Here is a 16,852-nt window from a genome sequence, read left to right as displayed (position 1 = left end):
ATTATAACTTCATGTTACAATATATCAAATCTTCATTTTTTTTAATATGCTTTTGCTGGATAATTTCTGCGAAAGCACAAAATGAAGCGTATGCAGAACCTGTAGAAAATAAAATTGAGGATACAACCTTTGTAAATCTTAAGGATTACAGCAAAGATTTTATTTATGATATGAAATATGCCACAGAAGATAATTTCCTGAAGGCAAAAGTATATGATTGTGCAGAATGTTTCCTGCGATTAAAAACCGTAAAAGCTTTAGTGGCGGCCAATAAAGATTTTATAAAAAAAGGATATAAAATAAAGCTGTACGATTGCTACAGACCTTTATCGATTCAGCAGAAAATGTGGAAAATTGTTTCGAATCCGGAGTATGTGGCAGATCCAAAAAAAGGCTCCATCCACAATAGAGGAGGAGCCGTAGATATTTCGTTAGTCGATGCAAACGGAAAAGAAATTGAAATGGGAACTGCTTTTGACTTTTTTGGTCCGGAAGCAGGCCACAATTACACTAAACTTTCTAAAGAAGTTTTAGCAAATCGAAAATTCCTTAAAAAAATAATGATCCAGAACGGTTTCAATTCGTTTGATTCAGAGTGGTGGCATTATAATTTAAAAACCGGATTAAAAGACCCGGTTGCGAATCAAAAATGGAATTGCGAATAATTACTCAACGCATTTGATATTCTGCATGAAATACGTATTGGGCTGATACGTTTTGTTATTCATTTCAGAAACTAATTCTCTTTTTACAATATAATCTTCTGTATCCGTAAGATACTTAATTCGCATAATCAAAACAGGTGAAGTTTTTAAATCTTCATAATTATCTTTCATAAACATAAAAATCCCTGTGTTTACACGGTTATCAAAACCTTTGTCGTCGCGAATTAAAGTTCCGCAGTTTTCCTGATTAATATGAAGGAGTGTAACAATTTTTCCGTTTTCTAATTGTAAATAAACTTTAGAATTTTTATCAAAACAATTCGCTTTTATAAAGTCTTTGCTTTTTTGAATAAGCTGTAAATTTAAAGTAGGTAAACCGTCTGTCTGCGCAAGCGAAAAGAAAACATAACTAAAAGTACCGCCAAAGTTTTTCTCACTTATCAAATATTCATTAGTTACTTTATAAGTTCCAATCGAGTCCGTTACATTGGCACTGTATTCACAAGGTTTTTGAGCAAATGCGGTAAAGGTTAATAAAAAAAGAGTTAGAGTAATTAGTTGTTTCATTTTTAGATTTAGATTATTTTTCTGCAAATTAAAACTATTTTGCTTTCATTTTTATCTGTTGTAAAAAAACAATAAATATTTCCTCCATTTTTTATTTTCCATTTCTTCCGAATGTTTTCTACAGTTTCAGGAAAGTTGCGGGTTGTAACGTTTGCCTGCTGATTTAAAAGTTCTGTTTTCATCTCATTTTTGCTGTATGAAATTACTTTCTCTATCTCAAAACGGCGTCCGGGAAAATCAATTAAATCGTCAGAAGTATATAAATGGGAATGTTTATGCAGTTTATTGATTTGGAATATCGTGCTTACTTCATCAAACCCGCCCGACTTCATAATTGCCGAATTTGGTTCGTAAAGATATTTTTGAGGAAGATGGTAAGTTGGAAATGGAATATCATCGCCTAAAACAAATTCAAATGTTTCAACTTTATCTTTTAAAATATTGGCCGTTTTTAAAGTTATATTGCCTGAATAATTTTTATGAATTTCAAAAAGCAATTCCTTAACTTCATTTTCGAGCGCGATGATATGAATGTTTTTTACAAATTTCAATTCAGATAAACCTGCGGAAATATCCAATAAAGGTGCGGTTTTAATTAAAATAGAATCAGCCTTTTCAAAATAGAGATCTAAAGATTCGGGAACATTTGGCAGACAGTCCTTCAGCATAAAAACTTTGCCTTTTGCATCATTTCTTCTGGAAGGGTCAATATAAATCCAATCCCATTTCTGGTTTGAATTATTTAAAACATTGGCAGAATCATCGGCATAAAAGCTGCAGTTTTCAACGCCTAATTGCTTGAAGTTATGTTTTACAATTGCAGATAAATCTTCGTTTATTTCGCAATGGGCAATAGTTTTAAATTGTTTAGAAAAATAATAATCATCAACGCCAAAACCTCCGGTAAGATCAATTAAACTTTCTCCCGAAATTAAAGAAGCTTTGTAAGCCGCCGTTTTTTCAGAAGAAGTCTGCTCTACAGAAATTTTACTCGGATAAATGATGTTTTCCGTTGCAAACCAAGTTGGTAATTTGTCTTTTGCTTTTGACTTCGCTTCAATTTGGTTTAAAATTAAAATCCATTCCACCTCAGGAAAAGGATTTTTTTGAAGTGCTAATTTTGTAATGGATTCACTGCTATTCAGCGTTATAAAATCTTGAATATTTTTACTTAAAATAGAAGTGTTCAAAGCTAAATTCTTTCGGTTAAAACAGATATAATTTTGTTATCCGGAAAAAATTCTTTTAAAATTACTTTTATCATCGTAAAAAGCGGAACTGCGATAATCATTCCCACAATTCCAAAGGTAATGCCGCTAATTAAAGTAATCAGGAATATTTCCAGCGGGTGCGAATTTACGCTTTTTGATGAAATTATAGGCTGGCTGATATTATTATCAATGGCCTGAACCAGTAAAAATCCGATCACAACATAAATAGTAGTTGGTAAAATTTCAGATCTAAAATCCTGACCAATTAAGCTGATCATGGTTAAAAGAGCTGCTAAAATAGTTCCAATAATCGGCCCGATGTACGGGATGATATTTAAGACAGCACATAAAAACGCAATAACAAATGCATTTTTGTTTCCAAAAATGACCAATACAATCAGATAAAGAATAAATACAACCGTTAATTGAAGTAAAAGCCCAATAAAATAGCGGGTTAACATATGATTTATCTTAGTGATAGAATTTATGATTTTATCTTCATTTGAATCCGGAAGTAATTTTCGTGCTGTAGATTTAAACTGATCCTGATCTTTAATAAAGAAAAAGGTAATAAAAAATACCGAAACTAATCCCATTCCCATATCGGCCATAAAGTTCAAAATCGAATTGATAAAACCGGTAAAATAACTGAAATTCAACATCGAAGTGACTTTAGAATCTCTCAGCACTTTATTTAAATCAAAATGCTGAATATTAAAATAGGTTTCAATACTCTGCTCTGTTTCCATAAATTGTGTCTGCAATTGGTTGGTATCCAGCAACGATAAATTATTAGCCTGAGAAATGATTAACGGAACAAACAAAAAGATAAAGCCAACCATTAATAATATAAAAATTACAATGGCGGTCGTTGCAGCAAGCGAATCTTTGAATTTTAATTTATTCTTTAAAAACAAAACCAGCGGATTTGATATTAGGCACAATATCAAAGAAATACACAAGTAAACAATTACAGTTTGTATTTCGTACAGAAAGTATAAAACAATACCAATTATTAATATTGTAGCTAATGCTCTTAAGATTCCGTTAGAAATAGTTTTTGACGTTATCATATTTAAATTTTAGACTATAAAAATAGGAAAAACCTTTTAATATTCTAGCTTTAAAATAAAAAAGCGAGATGTTTCCATCTCGCTTTTATAGGGTATTTTAAGACTATTTAAATTATGGCTGTCCAAAAGAAAATCTTGCACCTCCGCTTACGAAGATAGCAGCCATTCTGTTTTTCTGTCCGTTAGAGAACATATACATTCCAGCATCATCAGTGTAATCCATGTAGTTCATTGTCATTTCTACCGGAGTACCAGAACAAGTACTGTAGTGTGGGTAAGCAGGAACGCCATAGTTTGCAGTGTTGTGAGTAGGTGTATCTGAAACTAAATCGCTTCCGCAAGTTGCATCTCCCCAAATGTGACGTAAGTTCATCCAGTGTCCAACTTCGTGAGTACCAGTTCTTCCTAAGTTATAAGGAGCATTTGCAGAACCAGACAATCCGAAATATTTAGAATCAATTACAACTCCGTCTGTAGAAGAAGATCCTCCAGGAAATTGTGCATAACCTAAAATTCCACCACCAATAGTACAAGCCCATAAATTAAGCTTTGTAGTTGGAGAAGTTGGTGCTAAACCGCCCTGAGCTGTTTTTTTCATAGCATCATTTGTTCCCCAAGAAGTTTTAGTTGTAGATTTTCTAATAACCTGATCTAAAACAAATGAAATTCCAACATTAGCTTTAACACCTGCAAAAAGTGCCGGTACGCTGTTATAATCAGAGTTTTGTGCGTTGAAATCTTTGTTTAGAACATCAATTTGAGATTGAATTTGAGCATTTGAGATATTCTCTGCAGTTGTTCTGTACAAAACATTTACTACAACAGGAATCTGAATTTTACCATTTACAAGTTTCCCTGAAAGTAAAGTTTTGTTTGTAAAAGCTTCAATTTCGTTCATTCTGATCGCTAATGTAGGATCAGCTTTTAATTGAGCTTCTAAAACATCCTGAGTTGCGCAAGAGCGAAGAGTTGCTTTTGCTACAGCAGCTTCAGATCCGCTTGAATCAGCAGATTGATCGTTTTGACAAGAAAACAGCACTAGTGCTGTAAATGCAGTAATAATAACTTTTTTCATAATAACGGGGTTTTTTGTTATAAAATATTAGTTTTGGTTAACCAGATCGCAATTTTATAACAAAATCATTTTGTAGCCAAATTTTTATATGAAATAATTTTTGAGAAATTTCACGATCCCTTGTATAGTCTAGTTCTTACAAAAATGTTAAAGTTATTTTTGTGATGTAAATTCTTATTTATGAATATTTTAGGAGTAAAAAAACTATAATTAGATTGAAATTTAACCTTTTACTAAAACGTTTATCTAAATTTTAACGTTTTTCCTACGTATTTCTACGTTTTTTAAAAAAGTGTTTTTTTATGTTAAAGAGGGAAAGAAGTAATCTCATAGAGTGCAATACTGGCAGCTTGCACAACATTCATACTGGAATTTTTTCCAAACATATTGATATGCACAATTTGATCGCAGATTTTTAAAAGTTCATCTGAAATACCATCAATTTCACTTCCAATTATAAGTGCAATTTTTTTGCTTGGAATCACAACTTCTCTTAGAGGCTTGCTGTTGCTTGTAATTTCTAACGCAATAACTTCGAAATTGTTTTGTTGCAAATATTCGATTAATTCAGAAGTTTCTTCAATAATTTGATGCGGTACATGAAGATGTGTACTGCGAGAAGTTTTGTTGATTTTTCTTGGCGTAAGCGGAATGTCTTTCCCAAGAAAAATAATATTTTCGACACCAAAAGCCTCAGAAATTCTAAAGAGCGAACCTATGTTTTGCTGAAAATAAATATGATCGCAAACCAGAGTTATAGGAAATGTTTTTCGCTCAAATTGATTTTCTTCGTGAGTAAGCTGCATTTTTGTTAGTAAAAAATAATTAGTAAAAAGTGATAGTGTTGAGAGGTGACGTTGTTTTTTTAAAATTGATGAATTACTAGTTACTAATCACTTTAGACTAGTCACTAATTAGTAAAAATATAATTGATAATGTTAGCGCCCATTTTTAGAGCCTTGTCTCGAACATTTGCCGGATCATTATGAACTTCAGGATCTTCCCAGCCGTCGCCTAAATCGCACTCGTAAGTATACAATAAAACCAATTTATTCTCTACAAAAATTCCAAACGCCTGCGGACGGGTTCCGTCGTGTTCGTGAATTTTAGGCAATCCGTTTGGGAACGGAAATGGTTTTTGAAAAATAGGATGATTTGCCGGAATTTCAACTAAATTATTATTCGGAAATATTTTTTTGATTTCTTTTCGAATATATTGATCCATTCCGTAATTATCATCGATATGAAGAAAACCGCCTCCGTATAAATAATTTCTAAGATTGGTTATGTCAGAATCGCTAAAAACAACATTTCCGTGCCCAGTCATATGTACAAACGGATACGAAAGCAAATCAGGATTACTTGGCTCAACTGTTGAAGGTTTTGCTTTTATTCTGGTATTGATTGTCGAATTGCAAAAACGGATTAAGTTAGGCAACGATGTTGGGTTTGCATACCAATCGCCGCCGCCGCTGTATTTAAGCAAAGCAATTTCCTGAGAAAAGGATGAGATTGAAAAAAGTAATAATAAGTAAAATATTTTTTTCATAATAATTTTAAATTGCCTGTTATTTGGCTTTTTTGTCATCCTGAGGAACGAAGGATCGCACAAGAAACTCCGCACAGAAAGTCGCCAATCTGTGTCGATCAACTAGTGCGATCCTTCGTTCCTCAGGATGACAAGATTGTCTTTAATTAGGCACTTCATTAAAAAATACAACACTATGACAAGCCACAACTGCAGCAGTTTCTGTTCGCAAACGTGTATTTCCTAAAGTTACCGGCTGATATTTATTTTCAATGGCCAAAGCTATTTCTTTTTCAGAGAAATCCCCTTCAGGACCAATTAATAAAGTTACATTTTCATTTGGCTTTAAAGTTTCCTTCAAAGATTTTTTGTCGGTTTCTTCACAATGAGCAATAAATTGTAAGCCTTGATTTTTTTGTTTCACAAATTCTTTAAACGAAATGGCATCGTTTAATTTTGGAAGAAACATTTCATTTGATTGTTTCATTGCCGATAAAATAATCTTTTCAAAACGCTCTAAATTAATCACTTTTCTTTCAGAACGATCGCAGATAATAGGCGTAATTTCCTGAATTCCAATTTCTGTAGCCTTTTCTAAAAACCATTCAAAACGATCGTTCATTTTGGTTGGTGCAACCGCTAAATGCAGACGGAATTTTGGTTCGGGAGATTTTGTTATTGAGCGAACGGCAACAATACATTTATTGTCTGAAGCCAAAGTTATTTCAGTTTCAAACAATACACCTAAACCGTTTGTAACATGCAGAATATCTGAATCTTTCTTTCGTAAAACTTTTATAATATGTTTGCTTTCTTCTTTATCAAAAGAAAAACTTTCGGTTGTTTCGTCAATATCCGGATTGTAAAATAACTGCATAATTAAAATTGAATTCGCGCTTTAGAAACTACAGCAGAAGTTTCAAAACGACTTGATAAATATTTTTGATAGCCCACAATTCCAATCATTGCGGCATTATCTGTAGTATATTCAAATTTCGGAATAAAAGTTTTCCATCCGTATTTGGCTTCACTTTCCTTCAAAGTAGTTCTGATTCCTGAATTTGCCGAAACTCCTCCGCCAATAGCAATTTGCTTAATTCCGGTTTCTTTAACAGCCAGTTTTAGTTTGTCCATCAAGATTTCGATAATTGTATGCTGAATAGAAGCGCAGATATCGTTTAGGTTTTCATCCACAAAATTTGGATTCTCCAGTTTATTCTTCTGTATAAAATATAGAATTGCTGTTTTCAATCCCGAAAAACTAAAATCCAACCCAGGTACTTTCGGTTTTGTAAAAGTAAAAGCTTTTGGATTTCCTTCTTTAGCATATTTGTCAATCAAAGGCCCGCCCGGATAAGGAAGTCCTAAAATTTTTGCACTCTTGTCAAAAGCTTCTCCAACGGCATCATCAGTCGTTTCACCAATAATTTCCATATCAAAAAAGCTGTTCACTTTTACAATCTGCGTATGTCCTCCGCTTATGGTTAAAGCCAAAAAAGGAAACTCAGGTTTATCATAGCCTTCTTCATCAATAAAATGTGCTAAAATATGGGCATGCATATGATTTACAGCAATTAACGGAATGTTTAATGCTAATGATAATGATTTACTGAAAGAACTTCCTACTAGCAAGGACCCCATTAATCCCGGACCTTGTGTAAAGGCAATGGCAGTTAACTGTTCTTTTTGTACATTTGCTTTACGAAGCGCTGCGTCGATAACAGGAACTATATTTTGCTGATGTGCTCTCGAAGCTAATTCAGGAACTACACCGCCATATTGATTGTGAATTAATTGATTAGCCACAACATTTGAGAGAACTTTATCGTTATGTAAAACTGCGGCAGCAGTATCATCGCATGAACTTTCGATGGCTAGAATAAAAACCTCTGAATTTTGCATATAAAGGCACGAATTTTGAATTATATTTGACAAATCAAATTTTGAATTTTTTTGATTTGAAGCAGAGCCCCAAAATTAAAGAATTTTTATCAAAACAGCCGACCTTTGTCTGTTCAAATTAAATTTAAACAAAAACACAATAATATTACCAGTTATCAAAAGAGTTAAGAAAATAGTATCCAGAACCCTGATTGGCTTAATTTTACTTTTGCTGATACTTGCTATCACTCTTTCTCTGCCTGTCGTACAGACAAAAATCGCAAAATATCTTACCGAAACTTTAAATACTGATTTCAAAACAAACATTAGTGTTGATAAAGTTGCTATTAATATTTTTGGCGGTGTAAAACTTAAAAAAGTCCTGATTTTAGATCATCATAAAAAAACGTTGATTTATTCTGATATTATTAGTACTGATATCTTAAGTATAAAAAGGCTTATCGACGGCGATTTACTTTTTGGAGACATTCGTTTAACGGGCTTGATTTTTAATATAAAAACGTATAAAAACGAGGATGAAAACAATATTAATAAGTTTATTAAATTGTTTGAAACCAAAGAAGAAAAGAAACAATCGGGTAAACATTTTCTCTTTACAGCTAAAAACGCTTATATCGAAAATGGAAATTTTTCTGTTGTAGACGAAAATAAAAGGACGCCTCAGTTTTTAGATTTCAAGAAACTAAACGCTTACATAAGCGATTTTAAATTATATGGCCCAGATGTAAACACTATAATTCACAGGTTTTCTTTTCAGGATCACCGTGGTTTGTATGTTTCTAATTTTACAGGGAAATTTAGTTATACCAAAAAAAGAATTCAGGTCGACAATTTAGCGATTAAAACCAAAAGATCTTCGCTTTACGGAAAAGCTATTTTAAATTATAAGCCCGGGGATTTTCTGGAGTTTACAGATAAAGTACAGTTTAATGTTGCGCTGGATTCGTCTTCAATTGCTTCAAATGATATTCGTTATTTTTATGACGGTTTAGGTAAAAACCAGCATTTTAAAATTAGAACTAAAATAAAAGGAACTTTAAATAACCTGAATTTAAACCGCCTTAGGCTTACCGATACAAACGGTTCGAAAATTTTTGGAACAATTAATTTTAGAAACCTTTTAGGCTCAAAAGAGCAAAAGTTTTCTATGGACGGAAAGTTTGATAAATTGATTTCAAGTTATGATGATCTGGTAGTTTTACTGCCGGGTATTTTAGGTAAAAAACTTCCGAAAGAATTAAAAAGAATTGGGAAATTTAATATTGTTGGAAAGGCAAAAGTTTCGACAACAGATTTAGAAGCCGATTTTAAAATGGCAACTGATTTAGGAAACGGTAAAGTTAATCTTCATATGAATAATATGGATTTTATCGATAAGGCTTCTTATGCAGGAAATATAGTTCTGGATAATTTTAATGTTGGTGCTTTATTAGATCGAAAAGATATTGGGAGAACAACTTTAGATGTTGATGTTGACGGTGTTGGTTTTACAGAAAAATACCTGAACACTATTGTAAAAGGAGATATTGCTAAATTAGATTATAATAAATATACGTATAGTAACATTGTTGTAAATGGTAATTTCAAGCTTCCTTATTATAAAGGACAAATCTCTGTAAATGATCCAAACCTTAATTTGACATTTGATGGTTTGGTTGATTTAAGTAAAAAAGAAAGCCGTTACGATTTTCATATCAATGTCGAAAACTCTGATTTGCGAAAACTGAAATTCATAAGTGATTCAATTTCCCATTTTAAAGGAGATGCTGTTGTACAGTTAACAGGAAATTCGATCGAGAATCTTCAGGGAAATATTTATATTAAAGATGCTGTGTATCAAAACCCAAAAGCAACGTATGCTTTTGATGAAGTTACTGTAAGCTCGAATTTTGATGCAGACAGACTTCGTACTATAACTGTTAATTCATCGGATATTGTTGAAGGTAAAATTGTGGGTAAATTTCAGTTTGCACAATTAGATAAATTGGTGATGAATTCTGTTGGAAGTCTTTATACCAATTATAAACCTTTTAAAGTTAAAAAAGGGCAGTTTCTGCGTTTCAACTTTCATGTATATAATAAGGTTGTCGAAATGCTGTATCCCGAAATGAAAATCGATTCGAGTACAGTAGTTCGCGGAAAAATCGATTCTGACTTACAGGAATTTAAATTCGGATTTAGATCAAAACAAATCAGCGCGGCCAAAAATACTTTTGATAATATCAGAATAAGCATTGATAATAAAAATCCGCTTTATAATGCTTTCATTGAGTTAGATAGTATCAAAACGCCGTATTATAAAATACGAGATTTCAATTTAATCAATGTAACAGCAAAAGATACTTTGTTTGTTCGTTCTGAGTTTAAGGGCGGCGACAAAGGGCAGGATTATTTCAATCTCGATTTGTTTCATACCATTGATAAAAACAAAAATAACATAGTCGGGATCAAGAAATCTGAAATGAAGTTTAAAGACTATTTATGGTATTTAAATGAAGATGCAAAGAAAGATAATCAGATTGTTTTTGATCAGTATTTTAAAAACTTCACGATTGATAATATTGTATTGTCGCATGAAAACCAGAAAATTGATTTAAACGGTGTCATTAAAGGAAAAGATTATAAAGATATCGTCCTCAATTTTGAAGATGTTGATATCAATAAAATTACGCCTTTTAATTCCAAGTTTGTTTTCAACGGAAACTTAAACGGAAATATAAATTATAAGCAGAATAAAGATGTCTTTCAGCCCACGGCGAGTATTGTGGTAGATCATCTTAATTTGAATAAAGTCGATCTGGGAACTTTGAATTTTGATATTTCCGGAGATCAGAGTTTTAAAAAGTTTACTATAAATTCTTCGATTGTAAATGGCTTTGCAGAGTCGTTTAGGGCAAACGGAACTATTGCAGTCGAAAATAAAGAGACATTTTTAGATTTAAATTTAAAGCTGGAAGGATTTAATCTGGCAACTTTAGGAACTGTCGGCGGCGATGTATTATCAAATGTAAGAGGTTCTGTTTCAGGAAATGCGGCTGTTGTGGGGAATTTGAAAAAACCGGAAATCAACGGACGTTTGTATGTGGAGAAAGCCGGAATGACAATTCCGTACCTAAATGTTGATTATGCATTAAGCGACAGAACAGTTATTGATTTAACCGATGAAAAATTCCTGTTTAGAAATAATCAGTTAACCGATACAAAATTCGGAACAAAAGGATTGCTGAACGGAACGATTGAACATCATAATTTTGGAGACTGGAAATTAGATTTAACCATAACTTCAAAACGCTTACTAGCGCTTGATACAAAAGACAGCGAAGATGCGGCCTATTTTGGAACGGCATTTATAAACGGAACGGCAAGTATAAAAGGTCCAACAGAAAGTTTGTTTATTAAGGTTGATGCAAAATCTGAAAAAGGAACAGAAGTTAAAATTCCTATCAGTAACGTGCAAAATTCCAGCGAAAGCAACTGGATTCATTTTGTAACGCCAAAAGAGAAATACAATTTAGCCAAAGGCATTGTTGAGAAAACCAGAAATTATAACGGACTTGAATTAGAGTTTGATTTTGATATTACGCCAGATGCCGAAGTTGAAGTAATTCTCGACAGAAATTCCGGCCACGGTATGAAAGGAAAAGGATACGGATCGTTATTGTTTAAAATCAATACGTTGGGTAAATTCAATATGTGGGGGGATTTCCAGGCATACGAAGGAACATATAACTTTAAATACGGAGGTTTAATCGATAAAAAGTTTGCGGTTAAAAAAGGTGGTTCGATTATTTGGGAAGGAAATCCAATGAAAGCCCAGCTGAATTTAGAAGCTGTTTACAGGACATCGGCAAATCCTGCGGTATTATTAGACAATTCATCTTTCAATAAAAAAGTTCCTGTTGAAGTTGTAATTGGTTTAAGAGGAGATTTAACAAGCCCTGAACCTAATTTTGATATTCAGTTTCCATCCGTAAGTAATGTTTTAAAATCAGAGATACAATATAAGTTAGATGATAAAGACGTGCGCCAAACGCAAGCCTTGTATTTATTATCGACAGGTTCCTTTATGAGTCAGGACGGATTTAATCAAAGCGATTTATCCGGAACATTTGCAGAGACGGCGGCAAGTTTATTAGGCGGCATTATAAAATCAGATAATGACCTTATTAATATAGACTTGAATTTTATATCGGCAGACAGAAGAATAGGGCAGGAAGCCGACGGACAGTTTGTAGCCAATATTTCATCGCAGATTAATGAACGAATTTCGATAAACGGAAAAGTAGGTGTTCCTGTTGGTGGAGTAAACGAATCTGCTATTGTTGGAGATATTGAGATTTTATACCGAGTAAATGAAGATGGATCAATGAACCTTCGTTTGTTTAATAAAGAAAATGATATTAATTATATAGGACAAGGAATTGGTTATACGCAGGGAGTTGGTATTTCGTATGAAGTCGATTTTGATACTTTTAGCGAACTGGTCAATAAACTATTCAAAAGCCATAAACTGGAAAAAGCCATAAAAAATTCAGATGATTTTCAGGATTCTAATTTAAATCCGGACTTTGTTAATTTCAACAACAATAAAAAAGAAGCTGAAAAGAATAAAAAGAAATCAGAAAAAGAAAAAGAGGAGGAGAGTAAACCAAAACCTCAGAACAATAATGAAGGTCTGATTCCTGACAATGATTTCTAACAGATTGTTAAAAAAGAGTATAAAAAAACCATTCGCCGCAACGAATGGTTTTTTTATGCCTAACTTTAGCGCTTTTAGTAATTTTTTGCTAAAGTGCTGTTCTTTATATTTTTATAACACTTCATTTAGGTATTGTTATTTTTAAAGAATTAATTAAAAAATGGGGTATTTATTATTTTAAATGAAATTTTTGGTATCAAAAAACTTATTAACGAAAACGTTTGAATTTAACATATTTTACTAATTTATTATAAACATAACCCGAAAAGTGCTGAATGTTTGCTAAATTTACAACTTTAATACTTAAATAATGTCAAAAACAATAAAAAAAGTAGGTGTTCTTACCTCAGGAGGAGACTCACCAGGAATGAATGCTGCAATACGATCTGTTGTTCGAACATGTGCTTATCATAATATAGAATGCATAGGAATTTATAGAGGGTATCAAGGAATGATAGAAGGCGATTTTAAAGAAATGGGCCCTCGAAGCGTGAATAATATTGTAAATAAAGGAGGAACGATCTTAAAATCAGCTCGTTCTGTTGATTTTAGAACACCGGAAGGAAGAAAAAAAGCGCACGAAAACCTTTTGAAAGCCGGAATTGATGCTTTAGTAGTTATTGGCGGCGATGGAAGTTTTACCGGAGGTTTAATTTTTAATTCAGAGTATAATTTCCCGGTAATGGGAATTCCAGGTACAATCGATAATGATATTTATGGTACAAGTTTTACTTTAGGTTACGATACTGCTTTAAATACTGTTGTCGACTGTATTGATAAAATCAGAGATACTGCAAGTTCACATAACCGTTTATTCTTTGTAGAGGTTATGGGTAGAGATGCAGGTCACATTGCACTTAACGCCGGAATTGGTGCAGGTGCAGAAGAAATCCTTATTCCTGAAGAAGATTTAGGTCTTGACAGATTATTAGACTCTCTTCAAAAAAGTAAAGCTTCAGGAAAATCATCAAGCATAGTTGTTATTGCCGAAGGAGATAAAATTGGTAAAAACGTATTCGAATTAAAAGATTACGTTGAAGCTAATCTTCCTGAGTATGACGTAAGAGTATCTGTTTTAGGACACATGCAGCGTGGTGGTTCACCATCTTGTTTTGACCGTGTTTTAGCAAGCCGTCTTGGTGTTAAAGCTGTAGAATCTTTAATTGAAGGGAAATCAAATTATATGGTTGGTCTTAAGGAAGATAAAGTTATTTTAACTCCGCTTGAGCAGGCAATTAAAGGTAAATCTGAAATTGATAGAGAATTATTGAGAGTGTCAGACATCATGTCGACATAATTATATATAATAAAGTTTAAAAGAGAAGAAGTTTATTGTGAGGAAATTAGACTTTGAATTAGTATAATAAAAACAAAAGCAAAAATTTAGTAAAATGTCAAAAGTAAAATTAGGAATAAACGGATTTGGACGTATCGGAAGAATCGTTTTTAGAGAGTCTTTCAATAGAGATAATGTAGAAGTTGTAGCAATCAACGATTTATTAGACGTAGATCACTTAGCTTACTTATTAAAATATGATTCAGTTCACGGTCGTTTCAACGGAACTGTAGAAGTAAAAGAAGGAAAATTGTATGTAAACGGAAGAAATATCCGTATCACTGCAGAAAGAAATCCTGCTGACTTAAAATGGAATGAAGTTGATGTTGATGTAGTAGCAGAATGTACTGGTATCTTCACAACTATCGAAACTGCAAATGAGCACATTAAAGGTGGTGCTAAAAAAGTTATCATTTCTGCTCCATCTGCAGATGCTCCAATGTTTGTAATGGGAGTTAACCACGAAACTGCAAAAGCTTCTGATTTAGTAGTTTCTAACGCTTCTTGTACTACAAACTGTTTAGCTCCATTAGCTAAAGTTATCCACGATAATTTTGAAATCGTTGAAGGTTTAATGACTACTGTTCACGCAACTACTTCAACTCAAATGACTGCTGACGGACCTTCTAGAAAAGACTGGAGAGGTGGACGTGCAGCTGCAATTAACATCATTCCTTCTTCAACTGGAGCTGCAAAAGCGGTTGGAAAAGTAATTCCATCTTTGAATGGAAAATTAACTGGAATGTCTTTCCGTGTACCTACAGCTGACGTTTCTGTAGTTGATTTAACTGTAAAAGTTGCTAAAGAAACTTCTTATGAAGAAATTATGGCAGTTTTGAAAAAATCTTCTGAAACTGATTTAAAAGGTATCTTAGGATTTACTGAAGATGCAGTTGTATCTCAGGATTTCATTTCTGATAAAAGAACTTCAATCATTGATTCTACTGCAGGAATTGGTTTAAATTCAACTTTCTTCAAATTAGTATCTTGGTATGATAATGAGTACGGATACTCAAGCAAATTGATCGATTTATCTGTACATATTGCAGGTTTAAAATAATATTATATATTTTTACAAAATCCCGTTATCACCAAGTAACGGGATTTTCTTATTTTGTTCTGTCTTTAATTAATGTAAAAAACACACTTATTTGAAGAAAAACTAATTCAAAAAACAAAAAAAATGAAATTAATAGTTGATAGTGGATCTACTAAAGCCGATTGGATTGCAATTGATGATAATGGAAAAGTATTATTCACGACACAAACCTTAGGATTAAATCCTGAAATTCTTGACGGACCGGAAATCATTTCAAGATTGAATGACCGTTTTGATATTTTACAAAATAAAAAAAATGCAACACATTTGTTCTTTTACGGAGCAGGTTGTGGAACAGACAGAATGAAAGAATGGTTAAAGCAGATCTTTCAGGAGTATTTTACTAACGCTATTGTTGACGTTCAGGAAGATACTTATGCGGCTGTTTATGCTACAACTCCAAAAGGAGAAGAAGCAATCGTATCTATCTTAGGAACTGGATCAAACTGCAGTTATTTTGATGGAAAAGTATTGCACCAAAAAGTTCAGTCATTAGGATATATCGTAATGGATGACTGCAGCGGAAACGTTTTTGGAAAAGAATTAATTAGAAAATACTATTTTAATAAAATGCCTAAGGAATTAGCGGTTGAGCTTGAAAAAGAATACGACGTTGATCCGGACTTTATTAAAAACAAATTATATAAAGAACCAAACCCAAATGCTTATTTAGCAACTTTTGCTAAGTTTTTAATCAAACATAAAGACACAGAATTCTGCAGAAAAATCATTTTCAAAGGAATGAAATCTTTCGTTAAAAACTACATCAAACAGTTTGATAACTGTAAAGAAGTTCCTGTGCATTTTGTAGGTTCTATTGCTTTTTATCTAAAAGATGAATTACAAGAAACTTTCGATAAATACGAGCTTAAATTAGGGAATGTGTTAAGAAGACCAATTGATGGTTTAATTGCTTACCATGTTGCTAACCAATAGTTCTGGATTTATGGAAATTGCAATTATTGCGCACGACGGTAAAAAAGCAGATTTGATTGATTTTTTGATTAAGAATGAAGCAGTTCTTCATAATGAAAAAATCAGACTTATTGGTACCGGAACAACTGGAGGAAAAGCCGAAGCAGCGGGATTTAAAACCCAAAGAATGCTTTCCGGACCTTTAGGAGGTGATGCGCAGATTGCAGGCAGAGTAGCGGAAGGAATTACACAAATGGTTTTCTTTTTTAAAGACCCATTATCAAGTCATCCGCATGAAGCTGATATTAATATGTTAATTCGTGTTTGCGATGTGCATAATGTGCCGCTGGCAACAAATGAAGCAACGGCACAATTATTATTAGATGCTATTGCACTGCAATTATAGAGATCTCAACATTTACATTTTTTGGCAGACATGCCACTTGAACCGTTTCACGTGCTGGAGCGGTTTTTTCGTTAAAATAAGAACCGTAAATAGTGTTAATAGCACCAAAATTGTTCATATCCATAATGAAGATCGTTGCTTTTACAACATTTTCAAAAGTCATATTTGCCGCTTCTAAAATAGCCGCAATATTCTCCATTACTTGTTTTGTCTCGTCATTGATATTGTCAGTTACAAGTTCTCCTGAAGCCGGATTTATAGCAATTTGCCCAGAAGCATAAAGTGTATTTCCTGATAATACCGCTTGATTATACGGCCCAATAGGAGCCGGAGCCTTTTCTGTAAAGATTATTTTTTTCATGATAAATTATTTTAA

General features: G+C 32.9%; 15 protein-coding genes. 6 read left to right on the top strand and 9 right to left on the bottom strand.

Annotated features, from left to right (window positions below; translation table 11 throughout):
* Window positions 1-11 precede the first annotated feature (11 nt).
* Window positions 12-665 carry a M15 family metallopeptidase gene (locus J2Y38_RS00820; protein WP_309838671.1) on the top strand — a complete coding sequence of 218 codons (654 nt, stop codon included), beginning with the start codon at window positions 12-14 and terminating at the stop codon, window positions 663-665.
* Here J2Y38_RS00820 and J2Y38_RS00815 read toward each other — a convergent pair whose 3' ends face one another.
* The 8 genes from J2Y38_RS00815 to tsaD all read right to left on the bottom strand — a co-directional run bounded on the left by J2Y38_RS00815 (window position 666) and on the right by tsaD (window position 8,021).
* Window positions 666-1,232, bottom strand: a complete 567-nt coding sequence (locus tag J2Y38_RS00815; protein ID WP_309838669.1) for a hypothetical protein — start codon at window positions 1,230-1,232, stop codon at window positions 666-668.
* An 8-nt stretch (window positions 1,233-1,240) separates the two neighbouring features.
* On the bottom strand, window positions 1,241-2,422 hold the full coding sequence (locus J2Y38_RS00810) for a THUMP-like domain-containing protein (protein WP_309838667.1): 1,182 nt from the start codon (window positions 2,420-2,422) through the stop codon (window positions 1,241-1,243).
* Between the two features lie 2 nt (window positions 2,423-2,424).
* Entirely contained in the window at window positions 2,425-3,516 is a 1,092-nt protein-coding gene (locus J2Y38_RS00805; protein ID WP_309838665.1) for an AI-2E family transporter, read from the bottom strand.
* A 112-nt stretch (window positions 3,517-3,628) separates the two neighbouring features.
* A complete protein-coding gene (locus J2Y38_RS00800; protein ID WP_309838663.1) occupies window positions 3,629-4,591 on the bottom strand; it encodes a zinc metalloprotease in 963 nt (320 codons plus the stop codon).
* A 305-nt stretch (window positions 4,592-4,896) separates the two neighbouring features.
* Complete coding sequence (locus tag J2Y38_RS00795) at window positions 4,897-5,397, bottom strand: TrmH family RNA methyltransferase (protein WP_309838661.1); 501 nt, start codon at window positions 5,395-5,397, stop codon at window positions 4,897-4,899.
* 104 nt (window positions 5,398-5,501) lie between these two features.
* Window positions 5,502-6,140: a DUF4159 domain-containing protein gene (locus J2Y38_RS00790; protein ID WP_232682268.1), complete on the bottom strand. Its 639-nt coding sequence runs from the start codon at window positions 6,138-6,140 to the stop codon at window positions 5,502-5,504.
* A gap of 142 nt (window positions 6,141-6,282) precedes the next feature.
* A complete protein-coding gene (locus J2Y38_RS00785; RefSeq protein ID WP_309838657.1) occupies window positions 6,283-6,996 on the bottom strand; it encodes a 16S rRNA (uracil(1498)-N(3))-methyltransferase in 714 nt (237 codons plus the stop codon).
* 2 nt (window positions 6,997-6,998) lie between these two features.
* Entirely contained in the window at window positions 6,999-8,021 is a 1,023-nt protein-coding gene (tsaD, locus tag J2Y38_RS00780; protein ID WP_053470189.1) for a tRNA (adenosine(37)-N6)-threonylcarbamoyltransferase complex transferase subunit TsaD, read from the bottom strand.
* A 208-nt stretch (window positions 8,022-8,229) separates the two neighbouring features.
* Between tsaD and J2Y38_RS00775 the strand changes: the two genes are divergently transcribed.
* From J2Y38_RS00775 to J2Y38_RS00755, 5 genes are all read left to right on the top strand, one after another.
* Window positions 8,230-12,720 (top strand): translocation/assembly module TamB domain-containing protein, encoded by a 4,491-nt coding sequence (locus J2Y38_RS00775; RefSeq protein WP_309838655.1) that lies wholly within the window; start codon window positions 8,230-8,232, stop codon window positions 12,718-12,720.
* 310 nt (window positions 12,721-13,030) lie between these two features.
* A complete protein-coding gene (gene pfkA / locus J2Y38_RS00770; protein WP_053470187.1) occupies window positions 13,031-14,017 on the top strand; it encodes a 6-phosphofructokinase in 987 nt (328 codons plus the stop codon).
* A gap of 94 nt (window positions 14,018-14,111) precedes the next feature.
* Window positions 14,112-15,116 (top strand): type I glyceraldehyde-3-phosphate dehydrogenase, encoded by a 1,005-nt coding sequence (gap, locus tag J2Y38_RS00765; RefSeq protein WP_053470186.1) that lies wholly within the window; start codon window positions 14,112-14,114, stop codon window positions 15,114-15,116.
* Between the two features lie 123 nt (window positions 15,117-15,239).
* Entirely contained in the window at window positions 15,240-16,091 is an 852-nt protein-coding gene (locus tag J2Y38_RS00760) for an N-acetylglucosamine kinase (protein WP_053470185.1), read from the top strand.
* 10 nt (window positions 16,092-16,101) lie between these two features.
* A complete protein-coding gene (locus J2Y38_RS00755) occupies window positions 16,102-16,476 on the top strand; it encodes a methylglyoxal synthase (protein ID WP_053470300.1) in 375 nt (124 codons plus the stop codon).
* On the opposite strand, the gene J2Y38_RS00750 is transcribed toward J2Y38_RS00755, so the two are convergent.
* Window positions 16,457-16,837, bottom strand: a complete 381-nt coding sequence (locus J2Y38_RS00750) for a RidA family protein (protein WP_073485158.1) — start codon at window positions 16,835-16,837, stop codon at window positions 16,457-16,459. The genes J2Y38_RS00755 and J2Y38_RS00750 overlap by 20 nt on opposite strands.
* Between the last annotated feature and the right edge of the window lie 15 nt (window positions 16,838-16,852).

This window comes from Flavobacterium sp. 2755, from assembly GCF_031455715.1.
Classification (GTDB): domain Bacteria; phylum Bacteroidota; class Bacteroidia; order Flavobacteriales; family Flavobacteriaceae; genus Flavobacterium.
This window is presented reverse-complemented; position numbering and strand designations above follow the sequence as displayed.

Excerpts from the sequence above, each read along its gene's own strand:
- J2Y38_RS00820 (WP_309838671.1), top strand. The coding sequence starts at position 12 with ATGTTACAATATATCAAATCTTCATTTTTTTTAATATGCTTTTGCTGG.
- J2Y38_RS00815 (WP_309838669.1), bottom strand. The coding sequence starts at position 1,232 with ATGAAACAACTAATTACTCTAACTCTTTTTTTATTAACCTTTACCGCA.
- J2Y38_RS00805 (WP_309838665.1), bottom strand. The coding sequence starts at position 3,516 with ATGATAACGTCAAAAACTATTTCTAACGGAATCTTAAGAGCATTAGCT.
- J2Y38_RS00800 (WP_309838663.1), bottom strand. The coding sequence starts at position 4,591 with ATGAAAAAAGTTATTATTACTGCATTTACAGCACTAGTGCTGTTTTCT.
- J2Y38_RS00795 (WP_309838661.1), bottom strand. The coding sequence starts at position 5,397 with ATGCAGCTTACTCACGAAGAAAATCAATTTGAGCGAAAAACATTTCCT.
- J2Y38_RS00790 (WP_232682268.1), bottom strand. The coding sequence starts at position 6,140 with ATGAAAAAAATATTTTACTTATTATTACTTTTTTCAATCTCATCCTTT.
- J2Y38_RS00785 (WP_309838657.1), bottom strand. The coding sequence starts at position 6,996 with ATGCAGTTATTTTACAATCCGGATATTGACGAAACAACCGAAAGTTTT.
- tsaD (WP_053470189.1), bottom strand. The coding sequence starts at position 8,021 with ATGCAAAATTCAGAGGTTTTTATTCTAGCCATCGAAAGTTCATGCGAT.
- pfkA (WP_053470187.1), top strand. The coding sequence starts at position 13,031 with ATGTCAAAAACAATAAAAAAAGTAGGTGTTCTTACCTCAGGAGGAGAC.
- gap (WP_053470186.1), top strand. The coding sequence starts at position 14,112 with ATGTCAAAAGTAAAATTAGGAATAAACGGATTTGGACGTATCGGAAGA.
- J2Y38_RS00760 (WP_053470185.1), top strand. The coding sequence starts at position 15,240 with ATGAAATTAATAGTTGATAGTGGATCTACTAAAGCCGATTGGATTGCA.
- J2Y38_RS00755 (WP_053470300.1), top strand. The coding sequence starts at position 16,102 with ATGGAAATTGCAATTATTGCGCACGACGGTAAAAAAGCAGATTTGATT.
- J2Y38_RS00750 (WP_073485158.1), bottom strand. The coding sequence starts at position 16,837 with ATGAAAAAAATAATCTTTACAGAAAAGGCTCCGGCTCCTATTGGGCCG.